Origin of the sequence: Mesorhizobium captivum (genome assembly GCF_033977165.1) — a bacterium.
GTDB classification, from domain to species: Bacteria; Pseudomonadota; Alphaproteobacteria; order Rhizobiales; family Rhizobiaceae; genus Mesorhizobium; species Mesorhizobium captivum.
The window spans coordinates 87,575-106,118 of record NZ_JAVIJB010000002.1; the positions used below are offsets into that span (position 1 = coordinate 87,575).

General features: G+C 62.7%; 16 protein-coding genes and 1 tRNA gene. 8 read left to right on the plus strand and 9 right to left on the minus strand.

Annotated features, from left to right (window positions below; genetic code table 11):
* Positions 1 to 234: 234 nt before the first annotated feature.
* The 7 genes from RFM40_RS02475 to RFM40_RS02505 form a co-directional block, all read right to left on the minus strand.
* Entirely contained in the window at positions 235 to 1,056 is an 822-nt protein-coding gene (locus tag RFM40_RS02475) for an MBL fold metallo-hydrolase (protein ID WP_320225970.1), read from the minus strand.
* 3 nt (positions 1,057 to 1,059) lie between these two features.
* Entirely contained in the window at positions 1,060 to 1,854 is a 795-nt protein-coding gene (locus tag RFM40_RS02480) for a TatD family hydrolase (RefSeq protein WP_320225969.1), read from the minus strand.
* Complete coding sequence (gene metG / locus RFM40_RS02485) at positions 1,854 to 3,404, minus strand: methionine--tRNA ligase (protein ID WP_320225968.1); 1,551 nt, start codon at positions 3,402 to 3,404, stop codon at positions 1,854 to 1,856. Before metG ends, RFM40_RS02480 begins: the two co-directional genes overlap by 1 nt.
* 81 nt (positions 3,405 to 3,485) lie before the next feature.
* A complete protein-coding gene (locus RFM40_RS02490) occupies positions 3,486 to 4,541 on the minus strand; it encodes a DNA polymerase III subunit delta' (protein ID WP_320277058.1) in 1,056 nt (351 codons plus the stop codon).
* On the minus strand, positions 4,538 to 5,212 hold the full coding sequence (tmk, locus tag RFM40_RS02495; RefSeq protein ID WP_320225966.1) for a dTMP kinase: 675 nt from the start codon (positions 5,210 to 5,212) through the stop codon (positions 4,538 to 4,540). Before tmk ends, RFM40_RS02490 begins: the two co-directional genes overlap by 4 nt.
* Before the next feature lie 72 nt (positions 5,213 to 5,284).
* Entirely contained in the window at positions 5,285 to 6,463 is a 1,179-nt protein-coding gene (locus RFM40_RS02500; RefSeq protein ID WP_320225965.1) for a D-alanyl-D-alanine carboxypeptidase family protein, read from the minus strand.
* Between the two features lie 82 nt (positions 6,464 to 6,545).
* Positions 6,546 to 7,781 carry a septal ring lytic transglycosylase RlpA family protein gene (locus RFM40_RS02505; RefSeq protein WP_320277059.1) on the minus strand — a complete coding sequence of 412 codons (1,236 nt, stop codon included), beginning with the start codon at positions 7,779 to 7,781 and terminating at the stop codon, positions 6,546 to 6,548.
* Between the two features lie 534 nt (positions 7,782 to 8,315).
* Between RFM40_RS02505 and RFM40_RS02510 the strand changes: the two genes are divergently transcribed.
* A tRNA-Ser gene (locus RFM40_RS02510) sits at positions 8,316 to 8,405 on the plus strand.
* A gap of 309 nt (positions 8,406 to 8,714) precedes the next feature.
* Here RFM40_RS02510 and RFM40_RS02515 read toward each other — a convergent pair.
* Complete coding sequence (locus tag RFM40_RS02515) at positions 8,715 to 9,083, minus strand: hypothetical protein (RefSeq protein ID WP_320277060.1); 369 nt, start codon at positions 9,081 to 9,083, stop codon at positions 8,715 to 8,717.
* A 433-nt stretch (positions 9,084 to 9,516) separates the two neighbouring features.
* Between RFM40_RS02515 and RFM40_RS02520 the strand changes: the two genes are divergently transcribed.
* Positions 9,517 to 9,708 carry a hypothetical protein gene (locus RFM40_RS02520; protein WP_320225962.1) on the plus strand — a complete coding sequence of 64 codons (192 nt, stop codon included), beginning with the start codon at positions 9,517 to 9,519 and terminating at the stop codon, positions 9,706 to 9,708.
* A 118-nt stretch (positions 9,709 to 9,826) separates the two neighbouring features.
* Here the strand turns inward: RFM40_RS02520 and RFM40_RS02525 are convergent, their stop codons facing one another.
* Positions 9,827 to 9,988, minus strand: coding sequence for a hypothetical protein (locus tag RFM40_RS02525; protein ID WP_320277061.1), 162 nt, complete (start codon positions 9,986 to 9,988; stop codon positions 9,827 to 9,829).
* A gap of 296 nt (positions 9,989 to 10,284) precedes the next feature.
* Between RFM40_RS02525 and RFM40_RS02530 the strand changes: the two genes are divergently transcribed.
* The 6 genes from RFM40_RS02530 to rimO all read left to right on the plus strand — a co-directional run bounded on the left by RFM40_RS02530 (position 10,285) and on the right by rimO (position 18,531).
* Positions 10,285 to 10,590: a hypothetical protein gene (locus RFM40_RS02530; RefSeq protein WP_320225961.1), complete on the plus strand. Its 306-nt coding sequence runs from the start codon at positions 10,285 to 10,287 to the stop codon at positions 10,588 to 10,590.
* 511 nt (positions 10,591 to 11,101) lie between these two features.
* Positions 11,102 to 11,407 (plus strand): hypothetical protein, encoded by a 306-nt coding sequence (locus tag RFM40_RS02535; protein ID WP_320277062.1) that lies wholly within the window; start codon positions 11,102 to 11,104, stop codon positions 11,405 to 11,407.
* 604 nt (positions 11,408 to 12,011) lie between these two features.
* Positions 12,012 to 15,539, plus strand: a complete 3,528-nt coding sequence (locus RFM40_RS02540; RefSeq protein ID WP_320277063.1) for an autotransporter outer membrane beta-barrel domain-containing protein — start codon at positions 12,012 to 12,014, stop codon at positions 15,537 to 15,539.
* Positions 15,540 to 15,818: 279 nt separating this feature from the next.
* Positions 15,819 to 16,226: a DUF930 domain-containing protein gene (locus RFM40_RS02545; RefSeq protein WP_320220521.1), complete on the plus strand. Its 408-nt coding sequence runs from the start codon at positions 15,819 to 15,821 to the stop codon at positions 16,224 to 16,226.
* A 191-nt stretch (positions 16,227 to 16,417) separates the two neighbouring features.
* Positions 16,418 to 17,077 carry a TerC family protein gene (locus RFM40_RS02550; protein ID WP_320225958.1) on the plus strand — a complete coding sequence of 220 codons (660 nt, stop codon included), beginning with the start codon at positions 16,418 to 16,420 and terminating at the stop codon, positions 17,075 to 17,077.
* A gap of 140 nt (positions 17,078 to 17,217) precedes the next feature.
* Entirely contained in the window at positions 17,218 to 18,531 is a 1,314-nt protein-coding gene (gene rimO, locus RFM40_RS02555; RefSeq protein WP_320225957.1) for a 30S ribosomal protein S12 methylthiotransferase RimO, read from the plus strand.
* Positions 18,532 to 18,544 lie beyond the last annotated feature (13 nt).

The window sequence follows — 18,544 nt, forward strand, 5'->3', positions numbered from 1 at the left end:
CGCATCTCGATACCGCCCATCCATAAGTCGCATAAGATAGATTATGGAACTGGCATGCTAAGGCGCGGATCTGGAAATCACTGCAGTTTCGGTCCGTCACTCTGCAGATGGCCCAGCCCGGAGCGGACGACGGCCGACGTTCAAGCCGTGCGCTGATCGTCCGCTGCATTTTCGACGGCAGCGCTACTGATACTGTGCCGTCGAGAAAACAAACAACCAAATGAACAAACGTTTCTATAACGCTGACTCACAAGCGATTTCAACCGCCATGCCGTCATAGGCCGGCACCACGTGCTCCGGCGTCTCGGCCATCACGACAGCATAATCCAGCGGCACATGCATATGCGTCAGCACGGCGTTTTTCGGCGCCAGCTTCTTGATCCAGTCCAGCGCTTGGCCGAGCGACAGATGGCTGGGATGCGTATTGTATTGCAGTGCGTCGATCACCAGCGTGTCCAGGCCGCGCAGCCGTTCCGCGGTGGCGTCCGGGAAGTCGCTGATATCCGGGCAATAGGCGAGCCCGCCGATGCGGAAACCAAGCGAAATGATGTCGCCATGGATCTGCGGCAGCGGCTCAAGGGAGAGGGCGCCGCCCTCGCCTTCGACCACGACCGGCCTGGCATGGTCGATGAGATGCGGCTTGACGATCGGCGGATACGAACTGCCCGGCGGCGTTTCGAAGCAATAGCCGAACGCCTGGCGCAGCCGTCCCATCGTCGGCTCGTCGGCGTGGATGTCGATGCGGTGCCGCTGCTCGTGCACATAGCCACGCAGATCGTCGATACCGTGGATGTGGTCGGCGTGGGGATGCGTATAGACGACCGCGTCGATGCGCCTGACCGAGGCGAGCAGCATCTGCTCGCGGAAATCCGGTCCGGTGTCGATGACGACCGTGGTGCGGGCGCCATTGGCGGCAATCCGCTCGACAAGCGCCGCCGTGCGCATGCGCCGGTTTTTCGGATTGGTCGGGTCGCAATTGCCCCAGTCGCCGGTGATGCGCGGCGTGCCGGGCGATGAGCCGCAGCCGAGAATGGTGAGGCGCAGCCGGTCCGTCATGTCTCAGGTGGTCGCCACGTCTGGACGCGGCATCTTGGTGAACAGCCGAAAGACGTTTTCGGTGGTGATGTCGGCGATCTCCGCCTCGCTGACGCCGATGGTTTCAGCCAGCACCTTGGCTGTGTTGGCGACATAGGCAGGCTCGTTGCGCTTGCCGCGATGCGGGATCGGCGCAAGGTAGGGCGCGTCGGTCTCGACCAGCAGCCGCTCCCGCGGGACGTCGGCGGCGATGGCGCGCAGCTCGGCCGAGTTCTTGAAGGTCAGGATGCCCGAGAAAGAGACATAGCCGCCCAGCGCCACGCCGACCTCGGCCAGCCTGCGGCCGGACGAAAAACAATGCAGAATGAAGGGGAAGGCGCCCTTCCCTGTCTCGTCCTCGAGGATCGCCGCCATGTCGTCGTCGGCATCGCGCGCATGGATGACCAACGGCAGCCCGGTCCGGCGCGCGGCGGCGATGTGGGTGCGGAAGCCTTGAGCCTGCGCCTCGCGCGGCGCGTGGTCGTAGAAATAGTCGAGGCCGGCTTCGCCGATCGCCACCACCTTGGGATGGCTGGAAAGCCGCACGAGCTCGTCGGCAGTCACGTCGAGCTCTTCCGCCGCCTGATGCGGATGGGTGCCGACCGAGCAATAGACCTCATTGAAATTTTCAGCGATTTCAAGGATTTGCCGAAAACGCCTCACCCGCGTCGAGATCGTCACCATGCGGCCAACCCCGGCCGCCAGGGCGCGGGCGACGATGGCCGCCCGCTCCTCGGCGAAGTCCGGAAAGTCGAGATGGCAGTGGCTGTCGACAAGCATCAGGCTTTGGTGTCCTGCTCGACGTAACGCGGAAAGACGCCTTCAGGTGCCGGCAAGGCTGTCCCGGGCACGAGCGCATGTTCCGCGTGGACATGCGCGAAATTGCGCTTGTCCGCCGGCACGGCCAAGAGGTCGAGCAGCTTCGCGGCCGACCCCGGAATGAAGGGCTGGCAAAGCACCGTCACCCGCCGCACGACTTCGGCGGTCGTCCACAGCACCGTCTCCATGCGCTCGGGATCGGTCTTTCGCAGCGCCCACGGCTCCTGAGACGCGAAGTAGCGGTCGGCTTCGGCCACCACGCCGAAGATCGCCGCCAGCGCCAGATGGATGCCCTGCTCCGCCATCGCCTTGCGCGCGACCACTAGCGCCTCAACCGCCTGGTCGAGGATCGCCCGATCGGCCTCAGTCAGGTCGCCGCGCCTCGGCACCGCGCCGCCGCAGTTCTTGGCGATCATCGACAGCGAACGCTGCGCCAGATTGCCTAGCCCATTGGCGAGATCGGCATTGGTGCGGTTGACGATCGCTTCGTGGCTGTAGTTGCCGTCCTGGCCAAACGGCACCTCGCGCAGGAAGAAATAGCGCACCTGGTCGACGCCGTAGTGCTCGACCATGGTGAACGGGTCGATGACGTTGCCGACCGACTTCGACATCTTCTCGCCGCGGTTGAAGAGGAAGCCATGGCAGAAGACGCGCTTCGGCAGCGGGATCCCCGCCGACATCAGGAAGGCTGGCCAGAAGATGGCGTGAAAGCGCACGATGTCCTTGCCGATGATGTGCGCGTCCGCAGGCCAAAACCGCCATTTCTCAGCGTTTTCATCGGGATAGCCGACACCGGTGATGTAGTTGGTCAAGGCATCGACCCACACATACATCACGTGCTTCTCGTCGCCCGGCACCGGCACGCCCCAGTCGAAGGTGGTGCGCGAGATCGACAGGTCCTTCAGCCCCGACTTGACGAACCTCATCACCTCGTTGCGGCGCTCGGCCGGGCCGATGAAATCGGGCTGGCTTTCGTAAAGCGCGATCAATCTGTCCTGATAGGCCGAAAGCCGGAAGAAATAGCTCTCTTCCTCGACCCATTCGACGGGCGTTCCCTGCGGCCCATAACGGACATCGTCAGCCCGGACCTCGGTCTCCTCCTCGTCGTAATAGGCTTCGTCGCGCACCGAGTACCAGCCGGCATAGCCGCCCTTGTAGATATCGCCATTGGCGGCCATCGCCTTCCAGATCGCCTGTGAAGACGCCTTGTGCCGCTCCTCGGTGGTGCGGATGAAATCGTCGTTGGAGGCGTTGAGCGCGGTCGCCATGCGCTTGAACTCGGCCGCGTTGCGGTTGGCGAGCTCGCGCGGTGAAATCCCTTCCTTGCGCGCCGTCTGCAGCATCTTGATGCCGTGCTCGTCGGTGCCGGTCAGGAAGTAAACGTCCTTTCCTTCGAGCCGCTGGAAGCGCGCAAGCGCGTCGGTGGCGATCAGCTCATAAGCATGGCCGATATGTGGCTTGCCGTTAGGGTAGGAGATTGCGGTCGTGATGTAGAACGTATCGCGTGACATGAATGAACCGTCATGAATATCTGGATGCAGTTGTGGCGGTGGATAAACTATCGGCATGGCGATTGCCATCCCGCAGGGCCGTCACATTCGCATCACAGAATTCAGGCGGTCGATCATGGTCAGGGCGTGCTGCTTCTTGTCGAGATTGTAGGTCTCGGCCTCAGATATCGTGTTCAGCGCCTCATGCCAAGCCTCGGACAGCGTTTTGGCCCTAGCGAGATCGCCGGCTAAAGCCGCTTCGCTGGCCGCCGCCGACAAAAGATCGAGCGCGCGGCGGTTGAAGATATCGAACTGGATCGCCTGGTCGCGGCCGGCGACGGCTTCGGCAAGACGGTGCGCGCCGGCAATGTCGGGCTTCGGCGCCGCCACCAAAGCATCGAGCGCGCCGGCGATCTCCAGTCCGCCATATTGGGTAAGCAGGATCGCGTTGCGGGCACTGCCCCCTGCCCGCTCGGTCAGTGCCGCGCGCGCCGCCGGATCCGCCGGCGGCGGCGGCTCGACGTTTTCCAGCACCGCCATCAGTTCGTCTGGTGCAAGAGGCGTCAGCCGCACCATCTGGCAGCGCGACCGTATCGTCGGCAAAAGACTCCCCGGCGCGTGCACGATCAGGATGAATAGTGTGCGTGCCGGCGGCTCCTCGAGATTCTTGAGCAAGGCATTGGCGGCGTTGGTGTTCATGTCGTCGGCCGGGTCGACGATGACGACACGGTAGCTGCCGTCATGCGAGGTCATAGACAGGAAGCGGCTGACCTTGCGGATCTCGTCGACGGTCAGCACCGTCTTGAAGCTCTTGGTCTTGTCGTTGGCCGGACGGGTGAGATGCAGCACCGAAGGATGCGCGCCGGTGGCGATCTGGCGAAATAGCGACGACGCCGGATCGGGAACGGCGAGCGTTTCGGGCGCGGCCACGAAGTCCGGACATCTGAGAAGATGGTGCGCCAGGTGGAAGGCAAGCGTCGCCTTGCCGATGCCGTGCGGCCCGGCGAGGATCAGCGCATGCGGCAGCTTGCCGGCGCGGTAGGCTGCGGCAAGCATGCCTGCCGCCTGTGCATGGCCGATAAGCCGCGGCGTTTCCGACGGTTCGGGAACGCCGTCCAGCGTGTCATGCTGTTCGGGAGCGATGCGTTCGAAGATCATGCCGGCGCCGTCTGCCTGCTTTGCGCCGGCATGCGCTTTTCCAGCACCGCGAACACGGCCGCGGTGACGACGTTCTCCACCGTTTCGGGGTCGACCGTCGCATCGATCACAATGCAGCGATCCGGCTCTGCCTCGGCGATCGCCAAAAAGGCCTCGCGCCGGCGCCGGTGGACGGCGAGCGTCTCCTTCTCGAAACGGTCGGCGCTGTCGCCGGCGCCGCGGCGTGCCGCCGCGCGCTTCAGGCCTTCGGCCGGATCGATATCGAAGATCAGCGTCATGTCGGGAACCATGCCGTTGATGGCGACCGCCTCCAGCGCTTCCATGAAATCCGGGTCGAGCCCGCCAGTAACGCCTTGATAGACGCGGGAGGAATCGATGAACCGGTCGCAGAGCACGATCGTGCCGCGTTCGACCGCCGGCCGGATCACCTGCTCGACATGGTCGGAGCGCGCGGCGGCGAACAGGATTGCTTCCATCTTGGGGCCGAACGGTTCGGCCGCGCCCGACAAAAGCACATGTCTCACCGCCTCGGCGCCCGGCGAGCCGCCCGGCTCGCGCGTCACCAGAACCTCGTATCTCTTGGCGCGCATGCGGCGCGCCAGCCGCTCGATCTGCGTCGACTTGCCCGCTCCTTCGCCGCCTTCGAAGGTGATGAAAAATCCGCTCGCCAATCGAGAATGCCTTTGCCCGCGCTGGCCGCTGTCATAGCTGTCGTCCGACAAAAGGTCCACGCGCCTGCCCGATCACAAATGCTTCTGACGCAGCCAGCCGACAGCCAGTTCCTTGGCGGCGTCGAGCGCGCGCTGCGGCAGCGTACCCACTTTCACCGGCTCCGCGGCGAACAGCGGCGTTCGCTGGCTCAGCGTGTCGCCTATCCAAACGCGCAACTCCCCGACCGGTTGCCCCTCCTCCACCGGCGCCGCCACCGGACCTTCATAGACGATCCTGGCGGTCAGCTTGTCGCGATTGGCTATCGGCAGAAAGATGTCCACCGGACCCTTGGCTTTCAAGGCCACGCCGGATTTGGCGCCCCCAAAAACCTGGGCTTCGCCGACCACCTCGTCCTTGGCGAAGATCTCCGTCTTCTGGAATGACCGCGACCCCCAATCGAGCAGCTTGCGCGCTTCCTCGGCACGTTCGCGATCGCTGGCCAGGCCGCTCAGGGCCGCGATCACGCGGATGCCGTTGTGGCTGACCGTGCCGACGATGCCGAAGCCGGCGGACTCGCTTGCCCCGGCTACGAAGCCGTCGGCATCGATGCCCATAGCCAGCAGCGGGTTGCGGTTCCTCTGGGAGATCTTGTTCCAGGTGAAATCCGGCTGGCCGTAATAGTGGAAGAACTCCGGATAGTCGCGCCAGATATGCAACGCCAGCATCGTCAACTCGCGCACTGTGGTCTGCTGGCCGTCAGCCGGCAGTCCGGTCGAGTTGACGAAGGTCGATTTCGAGAGGCCAATTTCTCGGGCACGCTCGGTCATCTGCGCGGCGAAATTCGCCTCCGAGCCCGCCATGCCTTCGGCGAGCACAATGCAGCCGTCATTGGCGGCCTGCACCGTCACGCCCTGGATCAGATCCTCGACGCGGACCGCGGACTTGAGCTTGGCGAACATGGTCGAGGTCCCGGACGGTGCGCCGCCGGTGCGCCAGGCGTTTTCGCTAACCACGAAAGTGTCGTCGAGCGTGATCCGCTTCGCCTTGATGGCGTTGAACACCACTTCCATCGTCATCAGCTTGGCCATCGAGGCCGGCGGGATCGGCTTGTCGGCATCCTTGGCGAAAAGCACCGTGCCGGTATCGGCATCGATCATGAAGGCCTGGGCCGCCTTGGTCTCGAAAAGCTGCGCGCTCGCCGGGACGGCGCAAAGCAGCATCAGCACCAATCCCAGAAGTCCGGCGAGAGGCTGAAAGACGCGAAACAGCATGAAATATCGACCCGTTAGCCGCATTGGCCCGGTCAAGCTATCAGGGTTTTTTCAGCCGAACCAACCGAGCGCGCGAAATTGATCAGTTTCGCACAACCAATGCGTCCGGCGCCCCGTGCGACCAGGCCGCCTGCAGCAGGTCGTCGATGCTGCCATGGCCATCCGGATAGACGTTGACCGCATACCAGTCATTGCCGTCAAGCTCGGTCCGCTGGATTTCAGTCTTGCCGAACGGGTCGAGCGCGGCCGCCACGCGCTTTGCCTCGGCGGCATCCTCGAAGGAGCCGGCGGCGACATAGTCCAGGACCGGCGTCTGTTCCTGGCGGTTCGATTTCTTCCACGACTGCAGGATGTCGGCCGGCAACATGCCGCTGCCATCGAGCGCGGCAAAGACGTCGGCGCGATTGACGCGCTCATCCGCGTAGGACAGCGAGGCCATGGCAAAGGGCGAATTCGGCGGCAGCCTGAACTCCGGCCGCTCCGGCACGATCGGCCCGAAATCCGGCAAAGTGACGTCGCTGGCGCCCGGCGCCTGCGCCGACAGTCCCGGCTGCGCGGTGAACGCTTGGCCCGAATTGGTCAGTTGGCCGGGGAACGGCACGGCGGCCGGAGGCGCGTCCGTCTGCATGCTGGGCGACGGGCCGTTCATGGCCACCATCACGCCGGTCGGCAGGCCGTCGGACGGATCAGGCCGCCTGTTGCCCGGATGGTAGGAGGCCATCAGATACTGGTCGTCATTGCCATCGAGCGGCGCCCGGCCGACATATTCGACCTTCACCTTTGCGGTGCCGATCTTGTCATAGTCGAGCATTTGCGCGGCACGTTGCGAGACGTCGATGATGCGGCCCTCATGGTACGGGCCGCGGTCGTTGACGCGCACGATGACCGAACTGCCGGTGTCGAGGTTGGTGACGCGCGCGTAGCTCGGCAGCGGCATGGTCGGGTGCGCCGCCGTCAGTTGCGCCGTGTCGTAGACTTCGCCGTTGGCGGTCAGCCGGCCATGAAAGGCATCGCCATACCACGACGCCAAACCGACTTTGGCGTAGCGCTTGTCTTCCTTCGGATAATACCACTTGCCGCGTACCTGATACGGCTTGCCGAGCTGGTCGCGGCCACCGCCGCGCCGCATGAAATTGACGCGCGGGCTCGCCTTCACGCCATATTCGGATTCGGCGAAATATTCCTTGGAGCGCAACCGCTTGTCGACCATCGCCTTAGGTTGCGGCGTAGAGGTGCAGGCGGCAAGCAGCACCGCCGACAGGGTGCACAGCACAAAAGCAGGAGCGCGACGAAGACGCGGGCGCGCCGAGGTCTGCATGTTTTCGATTGTCCCCTTACAGTCTTGCCGCCACCAGTCGGAGCCAAAGCGCCCGCGAATGCCAGCAACACCTTGATCCCCAATCCCCTTGTGCACAGGAATTGTTTATCACGATGTTAATCGATTATGGCCGGAACCCGGCGACATTATGGCGAGGACTGCGGCGTGGACCAGCCTTACAGGATGAGCGCCGGATGGAGGGGCAGCTTTTGGAGGGGGGACTTCCTTTTTCCAACCGGCGCTCATGGCGCTGGAATTCCCTGCGCCGAACAAGAGCTTAGCATGAGCCTCTGCAGGGACTGCCTCGGTCGAACGGATGACTCGGCTCATCTATATTAGCTATCGCCTGATAAAGCCGTTGGCCGCAACACCTTGAGCGCCGTCCCTGCGCCGGCCGACAAGGTCAGGCATAACCGGCCGGACCGGTTTCCAACGATTGACATGCCTTTGCACGGCACACTAGAGGATGGGTGCTCTGTCGGCATCGCGGCCTACCGGCCAACCGGGACGGAGCACCTCGTGAAGAATCACGATGGAGGGATGGCCGAGCGGTTTAAGGCACCGGTCTTGAAAACCGGCGTGGGCGCAAGTTCACCGTGGGTTCGAATCCCACTCCCTCCGCCACAAGCTTAGGAAAATCAACAAGTTAGGTGCCGCTTCGTGGTCTTGCCATAACCGCTGCCATGCCAAAGAAAAAGGCTGGAAGCGGGATTCTAACGCCTGCTCTGGTGCGGGATCGCCATCGCGCGAATGGGAAGCGCCCGCTACGTTGCCGCAGCGAGCGCTCCAGGTGGTCCCCGCATCCCCCTCGCAAGCAAGACGGTACGCCTCGGTAAGATCGATAATAAGCGCGCCCTAGTTGAAGCGCTGCATATTCAAGCCGCGTGACTTTTCTGCCACAAAACAATCCAGGCCACCCGAGCAGCCGGGCTTTTAACTGTTTGCTCGGTTATAGAACCAATAATCCCGGCCAGCTCCATTAGGATCACTGAGGGTAAGCCCCAGCAGCAATCCCAACGCGGCGCCGAGAAAGAAGGCCGTTGAAACCGTTCCAGGATTATTTTGGACGGCTCCCGAAACCGACTGAGCCCCGGTCCGGAGCGCCTGAGCAGTCCGGCCGGCGCCATCGGCAGCGCTTTCATACCAGCCTGCTGCCTCCTCTCCAGCCTCGTCGGCGCGCTCGGCCAGCGTCCGATTGATCTTGTTGATCTCGCGTTTCAACTGCGCAACTTGCTTCTCTAGCGCCTCCTGAGCTTCGCGCTGAGTCATCCTCGGCGTTGATTCGTCGCTTGCATCCGGCATCGCTTCCTCCTTACGTCGGTCGCTCAACGGCCGACCTCGGAGGATAGTTCCGGCAAAGCTAAGGCCCGCCACCGTGAGGCAGCGGGGCCGTGTTTTATGGACCGATTCCCGGTTAGCGATAGCGCCTCTTGAACTCCGCGATCACGGCCCGCTTTTCCTCGGCAGATATGGCAGCGAGAATTCTCAGAAGCATGGCCATCGTGATCCTCCTCCTCGAAAATCCAACAAAGGCTGCCGGGCCGCTCCTGTAGCAAGAGGCATTCGACATGCGCCACAAGGAAGGCCGCCAGCGCGCGTTTGCCCTCGCCGCTCTCCTACGCCGCCGAAGCCTCCGGCACGCTCTGGCGCCTGCCACTGTGCTAGGGAACAGTTTCTAGTCCTCGTGAGTTTTTGACGCAGGCGGACGCGTCCCGATTTGAAGGTGGCCATTATCATGCAACAGATCGACGACACCAAAAAGCTGGCTAAGCACCTCGATGAAAGGGAGCGGCAAAGCCTGATCCGCATCAAGGAAACGCAGGAACTTATCGAGAAGAACCGCCGGCGCATCGAGCGGTCCCGTGAACTGTCTTCCATGCTCTTGGCAGGGCTAACAACCGGACTTGAGAAAGCTGCGGATGAGTAGGGTTCAAGGGCAGGCGTCCAGCCTTTGCGCTGCTCCGGCGTAACGGCGTGGTTTGTGAATTGCAGATTCCTATCGTCGCGGCCGGCGGCGCGGCATTCGTGGCAGAAGATCACCTTGATCAGATCCCAATGAAGAGACCATGAGGTCCGAGCCGCTTCACCAATTCGGCAACGTCTAAGACGGCCTTCCTCCTGCATGTCAGGCAATCGACCGAAAGGCCCGTGCCGGCTTCGAGCTTCTTGCCGAGCGTGTCTTCTACGAAGGGGAATTTCATCGTCATGGCGAGTCGCCGCACCGGGAGGATTATATTCCTTTGGCGCCCCCGGATGGCAAGAGGGCTCAATGAAAGAGCCCGCTCCCGGTGCGACGCCGGGCGGGCTCTTTGTCGGGACCTCCTAAGGAAAGCCGGCGTCTCTCACCTTCGCGGTAACAGGCGACAATCCATCCCGACGCGGCGCTCTCAGGTTGGAAAAGATGCGCCGTCTACAGAATCAACATGAGGTCTGAGGAAAGGTTCCCGGTTGCTACATTAGCCACTGCTTGACGACGCTGCCAGTTGCTCCAGACTCGTTAACCATGGCGAAGGGCATACACATCGGCGACGAGGTAGCAATCACCGCGACCGTGCGGCGGCGCGTGACCGAAGATAGGGTGAGCGTTTCGATCCCATCATATGGGTTCCCGCATTCGATCGTCGATCGGACGTCTACGGTGAAGAAAGGCCAGCCGATCGAGCTTGTCGGCGACGTCACCTCTATCGATGGCGAGTGGGTGACGGTGAACCTTGGCGTGCCGGTGACGGTGAACATGGACACGCTCAGGCTGGTGACGTCCTACAAGCCGCCGACGAGGAAGGCACCGCTGGTGGATAAGGCGACATAAGGAACATTCGTGCCCGGACGCCGTGGCCGAGGCCGCGTTTCCGGGCACAGTCATTTTAGCTTTAACTAATTGTAGACCGCGCTGTCCTATTCTGAGACAGCGCGGATGTACCACCCATCGCCCGCGCAGGCGGCTCCGGCACGCATAGCACCCCTGCCACTGTCGGAGCCGCCACCTTCCATATACCAGCAAGGGTTGAATCAACCGTTACCAAGCATCCTTAGCGGTGCATTTTGCCGGCCGTTAAACTTTGAGAGATGGGTTTTGGGCACGCCAAACGTCCAAGGCGGTGAACATCGAATTGCCCCAGTTCATCTTCAGGCCGGCATTTGACGGCAACCGCGTCTTCGGTCGCCGCCGCCGCGCCCTGGATGACGATGGGATAGCCGGGTGCCGCCTGGGTTAGATCGGCCAGCGGCTAACTGCCCAGGGCGGACGGCCTCTCCAGTCGCAAGGCTGGCACCAGCCAGCTGTGCTAAACAGGTTTCCGTCATCCACTGGAGCCACAGTCATGACCTCCCCTGTTGGAAACCAGAACAACGCTGGCGTCGTGCAGCGTAACCTCAGACCTCAGGCGCCGTCCGAGGAAACCTTCCCCGGCAAGAGCGCCGAAAGCGTCGGTCATCTTGCGAAAGCCTCCGTTTTGGAGACGGGCGACAGCGAGCCGGGCGCTCAAGGTCGGGCAGCATCCAGGATCGCTCGGATGGACGTCACGGTGCTTCCCCCGGCCGGCTCAGGCGACAGCCAGGTGCCAGACACAGGAAACGGAGACGACGGCACGGCGGATCAGGCTGCAACAGACAACGCTATTGACTGACCGGCCCGCGGTGCTTCCCGCTTGTTTCACGAGACGATCGACGCACTTCCATCACTCCTTGCTTAGCGTCATTTAGGGGGAAGCGAGCGCCATACCGCTCCCCACATGTATAAGTTGCCACTGAAATAAAGTAGCATTCCGGCAACTATACATTGCCTCAATTCACAACGATCGCAATTTATTGATACGCACAGCAATATTCTGAAATACGTTCCCGCTGATCTTTGTCTTCCTCACAAGGCTCGATTCTTCGAGAAAGCGTCTGTTAACCAGGCACTTAAGGCGGAGCATGGCGTGGTAATGCAAGCAGGCGGCGATGTCTCTCGTATTGGCAATAGCAGGCAATTTCGCAGGAAACGGGACCCTTTAGCAGGCGTCAGCGGCGCCGCGCAGGCCATCTGTCCTGATCGAAGCGTTGCTTTGGACGCCATCGTCACCGCGAATGCGGAACCCCCCACCTCTCGGCGACGGAACTCATGCCTCCGGAAGCATCCCGAAAAAACTCGATACAGATGACCCGTCGATGCATTTGTCGCACACGCCTGCCCGTTTTTCGGGCCACGACACCAAATGCAATTCACACCGCAGAACCGAGGGAATAGTTATGTCGTCGATTAGTATCGCCGATGTTCGACGGAGGAGACCGAGCCGCCCCAACTGCAGTTCACGGGCGGCGCTTTCTTCCGCATCGCTGATCGCCCTGACTGCGATGCTGGCGTCCGCGCCGCGCAGCGCTTTTGCGGCCAACGAATGCGGCGCGCCGGTCGGCGGCGTGGTCACCTGCTCGGGGAGCAGCTATCCCTCGCCCGGCATCAGCTATAATGTGAACGGTCTGACCGTAATCCTCGATAATCCCAGTCTAGTTGCCCAGAAGACCACCAGCGGCGGGGGCGCGGTCTACCTCCTCAGCGGCGCAATCAACGTCAATGACCTTGTCGTCAACGCGCTGAGTTTCCAGTCGCTCCAGACGACCCAACCTTTGGCTGCCGCTATCAATGTCGCGAATCAGGGCACTGCCGGCAACGCCATCATCCGGATGGACACCGGCACCGCGACATCGGCCTCCGCCTCCACCCTAGGTGCGCTCTTGGCGAATATCACCAACAACGCCGGCACCGGCGATGCCCTGCTCATGCTCAATGGCGGGCAGGTGATCAATACGGGTACAGGCTACGGCGCAACTGCCCAGAATGCAGGCACGGGCAATGCCGGCATCACGATGACCGGCGGTTCGGTCAGTTCCGCCAGCGGCGCTGGCCTGCGCGCCATGATCACCAATACCGCCTCTTCCGGCGCGGCCAGCGTCACCATCGGCGGCGGAACGGTCACGGCGGCCTCGGGCACGGGCGTCCTGAGCCAGTCGGAACTGGGCAGCGCCGGCATCACTATGACGGGTGGCACGGTCAAGGTCCAAGGCGGTACAAACCCGGCCCTCAGCGCGGTCGTCAATAATGCCGCCTCCACGGGCACCATCAGCATCGCCATGAGCGGCGGTACGGTTACCAACAACGGCAGCGGTGACGGCCTCTTTGCCAGCAACAAGGGTACCGGAACTTATGACATCAGCGTCACTGGCGGCACGGTGACCGGCGGTTCGGGCACGGGCGCCGCCATCCATGGCGGCGCCGCCGCGGGCGGCACAATCGCCATCGGCTCTGGCGCTATCGTCAACGCCGGAGCCTCGGGAATCGCGCTCAATCAGACTGGCGGGGCTGCCACCATCACCACGGCGGGCGCCGTGACCGGAAACATCAATCTCAGCGTCGCCAACAATGTGCTGGGCATCACGGGCGGCACTATCGACGGCAACATCAGCGGCGGTGGCAACAGCGCCCTGAAGTTCGATCTCGGCTCGGGCAGCTTCGTCTACGGCGCCGCCTACGCGATCAGCGGCATGGACAGCGTCGCCATGAACTCGGGCTCGGCCCAGATCGATGGCAGCCTTGCCACCAACACGCTTGCCGTCAACGGCGGCAGGCTGATCCTCAACAGCGCCGCTACAGTCTCGAGCGGCGGTACGATGATCTCGGCGGGCACGCTGCAGCTCGGCAATGGCGGCGCATCGGGCTCGATCACCGGCGACGTGACGAACAACGGCACGCTCGCCTTCGACCGGTCGGACGCCTACAGCTTCGCCGGCACGATCTCGGGCAGCGGCACGGTCGATCAGGCCGGCTCCGGCACGACCATCCTGACGACGGACAACAGCTACACCGGCGGGACGACGATCTCGGCGGGCACGCTGCAGCTCGGCAATGGTGGCACCTCGGGCTCGATCCTCGGCGATGTGACGAACAATGGCACGTTCGTCTTCAACCGGTCGGATGCCTACAGCTTCGCCGGCACGATCTCGGGCAGCGGCACGGTCAATCAGGCCGGCTCTGGGACGACCATCCTGACAGCGGACAACAGCTACACCGGCGGGACGACGATCTCGGCGGGCACCCTGCAGCTCGGCAATGGTGGCACCTCGGGCTCGATCCTTGGCGACGTGACGAACAATGGCACGCTCACCTTCGACCGGTCGGACGTCTATATCTTCGATGGCGTCATTTCCGGATCGGGCGCCATCCGGCAGATCGGCTCGGGACTTACCAGGCTCACCGGCGACAGCTCCGGTTTCACCGGAACCACCTCGGTGGTGGCCGGTACACTCTCGGTCAACGGCAGTCTGTGCGGCGGCATGGACGTGCTGGCGGGCGGGCGGCTCCAGGGCATCGGCACAGTCTGTGACACGACGAGCGCCGGCACCATCGCCCCCGGCAACTCGATCGGCACGCTGACGGTTAACGGCAATTATACCGGCAATGGCGGTACGCTGGAGATCGAAACGGTGCTGGGGGGCGATGCGTCAGCCACCGACCGGCTGGTCGTTACCGGCGATACGTCGGGCAGCACCAACGTCAAGGTGATCAATGTCGGCGGCAGCGGCGCGCAGACGGTCGAAGGCATCAAGATCATCGATGTCGGCGGAGCCTCCGACGGCACGTTTTCGCTTTTGGGCGATTATGTTTTTCAGGGTGACCAGGCCGTCGTCGCCGGCGCCTATGCCTATCGGCTCTACAAGAACGGCGTCAGCACGCCCAACGATGGCGACTGGTATCTTCGGTCAGCTCTGATCAATGGTCCGGTTCCCGATCCCTCGCCGCTTTATGCACCGGGCGCGCCGCTCTACGAGGCCTATGCGGGCGTCCTGCAGAGCTTCAACCAGCTCGGCACTCTCCAGCAGCGCACCGACGGCCGCTCCTGGGCGGCTGGCAACTCAACGGCTGACGTGGAGGGGAACTCGAAGGCGCAAGGCATCTGGGGACGGATCGAAGCTGCTCACGGCCATCTCGAACCGGGAACATCGACGACCGGCACCGACTACGATGTGGATACCTGGAAGCTGCAGGCAGGTTTGGACGGGGCACTCGTTGAAAGCGAGGCCGGTACCCTGATTGGCGGGCCCAGCGTCCACTATGGCACGGCTTCCGCAGATGTATCCTCGATCTTCGGCCTGGGCGACATTGACACTACCGGCTATGGTCTTGGCGGCACGTTGACTTGGTACGGCAATAACGGCCTTTATGTCGACGCTCAGGGGCAACTGACGTGGTATGACAGCGATCTTCATTCCGCCACCCTGAGCAGGACGCTGACAAAGGGCAACAACAGCTTCGGCTACGCGCTGAGCATCGAAACGGGACAGAAGATTGGTCTTGCCGCTCGGTGGTCGCTGACACCGCAAGCCCAGCTTTCCTATTCGTCCGTGCGCTTCGACGACCTCACCGATCCCTATGGCGCCGCAGTATCGCTGCGCGATGGCGACACCCTGATCGGTCGCCTCGGACTCTCCGCCGACTACGACAAGGAGTGGAAAGATGCCGCAGGCCAGGTGAGCCGCTCAAGCGTTTATGGGATCGCCAATCTCTACTACGACTTCCTCGACGGCTCCGATGTCGATGTCTCAGGAAAGAGATTCGTCAGTGAGAACCGGGCGCTGTGGGGTGGATTGGGTCTCGGCGGATCCTACAGTTGGTCGGACGAGCGCTATTCCATCAACGGCGAAGCATTCGCGCACACCAGCCTCCAGGACTTTGGCGACAGCTACTCGATTGGCGGGAAGGTCAGCCTCAACGTGAAGTGGTGACCGCGGCGGCTTTCCTGTGGGACCGTGCCGCAAAGTCGACGACCGAAACCACTCAACCTTTCTGCAAAAAACAGAGGGTCGCATATTTGTTTGTTCTGGGGAAACCAGCGCTATGAACGCTATCGGCTGACGCGGCTTCGAAGCAGTCGGGCTGAATTTCGTCACGCCGGGCATTTTTTGATCCGTTCGGCCGTCGGCGGAGTCGAATCACGAGCCGGTGAGCCCAGTCCGGCATCGATCTCACAAGCGCGTGCGTTTGGTTGATTTATCAGACAAGATATGCTGCTTGTCGCGCCCATGAAAAAGCTCTGCCTGATGGCTCTGGCGTCCCTGACGCTGGCCTGGCCAGCCAACGCAATGGACAACGCGCTTCGCGCCGGCCTGCTGAAACTCGATCCGCAGACTCGTCTCGAGCAGCGTTGCGACGCCGAGGTGCTCGACCGGATCAGCCATGACGACCACAACTACAAGGCCGACCGCGTCGTGGCTTATGCCTTCGCCACGCCGCAGATGAGCGCCGATGCGATCAGGAGTCCCGGCGCCGCCTTTCGCAGCAAGGGTCAATGGTACCGGCTGAAGTTCAAGTGCCAGACCGCGCCCGACCACATGCAGGTGCTGCAGTTCCGCTACAAGATCGGTGACGAGATCCCGGAAGCCGACTGGGCAAAATACAATCTTTACGACTGACAGATTGCCTGCTGTCGGCGGCGCCAAAGTCAGCCTTTTCGATTGCAAACTCCATATGGATTCCGGTGGAACAACACGACGTGCAAGCGCTTGTTCCGCCTGGGTTCTCTTGACGCGCGGGAACGATACACGTTAGGGCGTCGGGATATTCGACGACCGGCACTCGCCGAACAGCAAAGGGCTTCCAGACGATGGACATTTTCAGCGCGGCAAGCCTGAGCGCCCTTCTTCAGGTCATCGCGATCGACCTGGTGCTTGCAGGCGACAATGCCATCGTCATCGGGCTTGCCGCTGCCGGACTCCCCTCTGACCAGCGCAAGAACGCGATCCTCATCGGTGTCATTGCGGCGACCGTGCTGCGCATCCTGTTTGCCGCTGTCACCGTCAAGCTGCTCGCCATCGTCGGCCTGCTGCTGGCAGGCGGCATCCTGCTGTTGTGGGTCTGCTGGAAGATGTATCGCGAGCTGCGCACCTCGCAAGCCGACGAACAGGAGGCCACGGAGGCGCTGTCCAATTCCGACCTCGACAACGACAGCGCGGTTGCCGGCAAGGCGCCGCGCAAGACGCTCGGCCAGGCGGCGCTGCAGATCGTCATTGCCGACGTGTCGATGTCGCTGGACAACGTGCTGGCCGTCGCCGGCGCGGCGCGGGATCATTTCTGGGTGCTGATCATCGGGCTCGTGCTGTCGATCGGCTTGATGGGCCTTGCCGCGAGCTTCATTGCCCGGCTGCTGCACCGCTACCGCTGGATTGCCTATGTCGGCCTGGCGATCATCCTCTACGTCGCGCTCGACATGGTCTACAGGGGCGCGATGGAAGTCTGGCCGCACGTTAACAACGCGGTGAGCTGACCAAGCCACCTGGCGCCGGTTTCGGCCGAACGATGATCTGGCCTTTCGCATTGCGTTTTGCCGCAGCAAGGGCCAGCCCATACCAATGCCGCAATTAGTGTGGTATTGCGCCGCCGATCCCGAAAAGCCTGGAAAACCTTATGTCTGCCCCTCGTGTCAGTTTCGTCAGCCTTGGATGCCCGAAGGCGCTCGTCGATTCCGAGCGCATCATCACGCGGCTGCGCGCCGAAGGTTACGAGATCGCCCGCAAGCATGACGGCGCCGACCTCGTCGTCGTCAACACTTGCGGCTTCCTCGATTCCGCGCGTGACGAGTCGCTCAACGCCATCGGCTCCGCCCTTTCGGAAAACGGCCGCGTCATCGTCACCGGCTGCCTCGGCGCCGAGCCGGAGGTCATCCGCGAGAAGCATCCCAACGTGCTGGCGATCACCGGTCCGCAGGCCTATGAGAGCGTGATGGCGGCGGTGCATGAGGCCGCGCCCCCCAGTCACGACCCCTATGTCGACCTCCTGCCGCCGCAGGGCGTGAAGCTCACGCCGCGCCACTACGCCTATCTGAAGATTTCGGAAGGCTGCAACAACCGCTGCACCTTCTGCATCATCCCGGCGCTGCGCGGCGACCTCGTCTCGCGCCCGGCGGCGGACGTGCTGCGCGAGGCCGAAAAACTCGCCAAGGCCGGCGTCAAGGAAATCCTCGTTATCTCGCAGGACACCAGCGCCTACGGCATCGACATCAAGTACCAGACGAGCCTGTTCGGCGACCGCGAGGTGCGGGCAAAATTCCTCGACCTCGCCGAGGAGCTCGGCAAGCTCGGGATCTGGGTACGCATGCATTATGTGTATCCCTACCCGCATGTTGCCGACGTCATTCCGCTGATGGCGGAAGGCAAGATCCTTCCTTATCTCGATATCCCTTTCCAGCACGCCTCGCCGCAAGTGCTGAAGAACATGCGCCGTCCCGCCCATGGGGAGAAGACGCTGGAGCGCATCCGCGGCTGGCGCGAGGTCTGCCCGGATCTTGCCATCCGTTCGACCTTCATCGTCGGCTTCCCCGGCGAGACGGAAGACGATTTCCAGATGCTGCTCGACTGGCTGGACGAAGCAAAAATCGACCGCGCCGGCTGCTTCAAATATGAACCGGTCAAGGGCGCGCGCTCCAACGATCTCGGCCTCGAGCAGGTGCCGCAGGAGATCAAGGAGGCGCGCTGGCATCGCTTCATGCAGCGCCAGCAGAAGATCTCGGCAACGCAGTTGGCCAGGAAAGTCGGCAAGCGTTTGCCGGTACTGATCGACGAGGCGCACGGAACTTCGGCGAAGGGGCGCACCAAATATGACGCGCCCGAGATCGACGGCTCCGTGCACATCCAGTCGCGGCGTCCGCTGCGCGCCGGCGAGATCGTCACGGTCAAGGTCGACCGCGCCGACGCCTACGACCTCTACGGCTCGGCGGTATGACACCCGCGCGAAA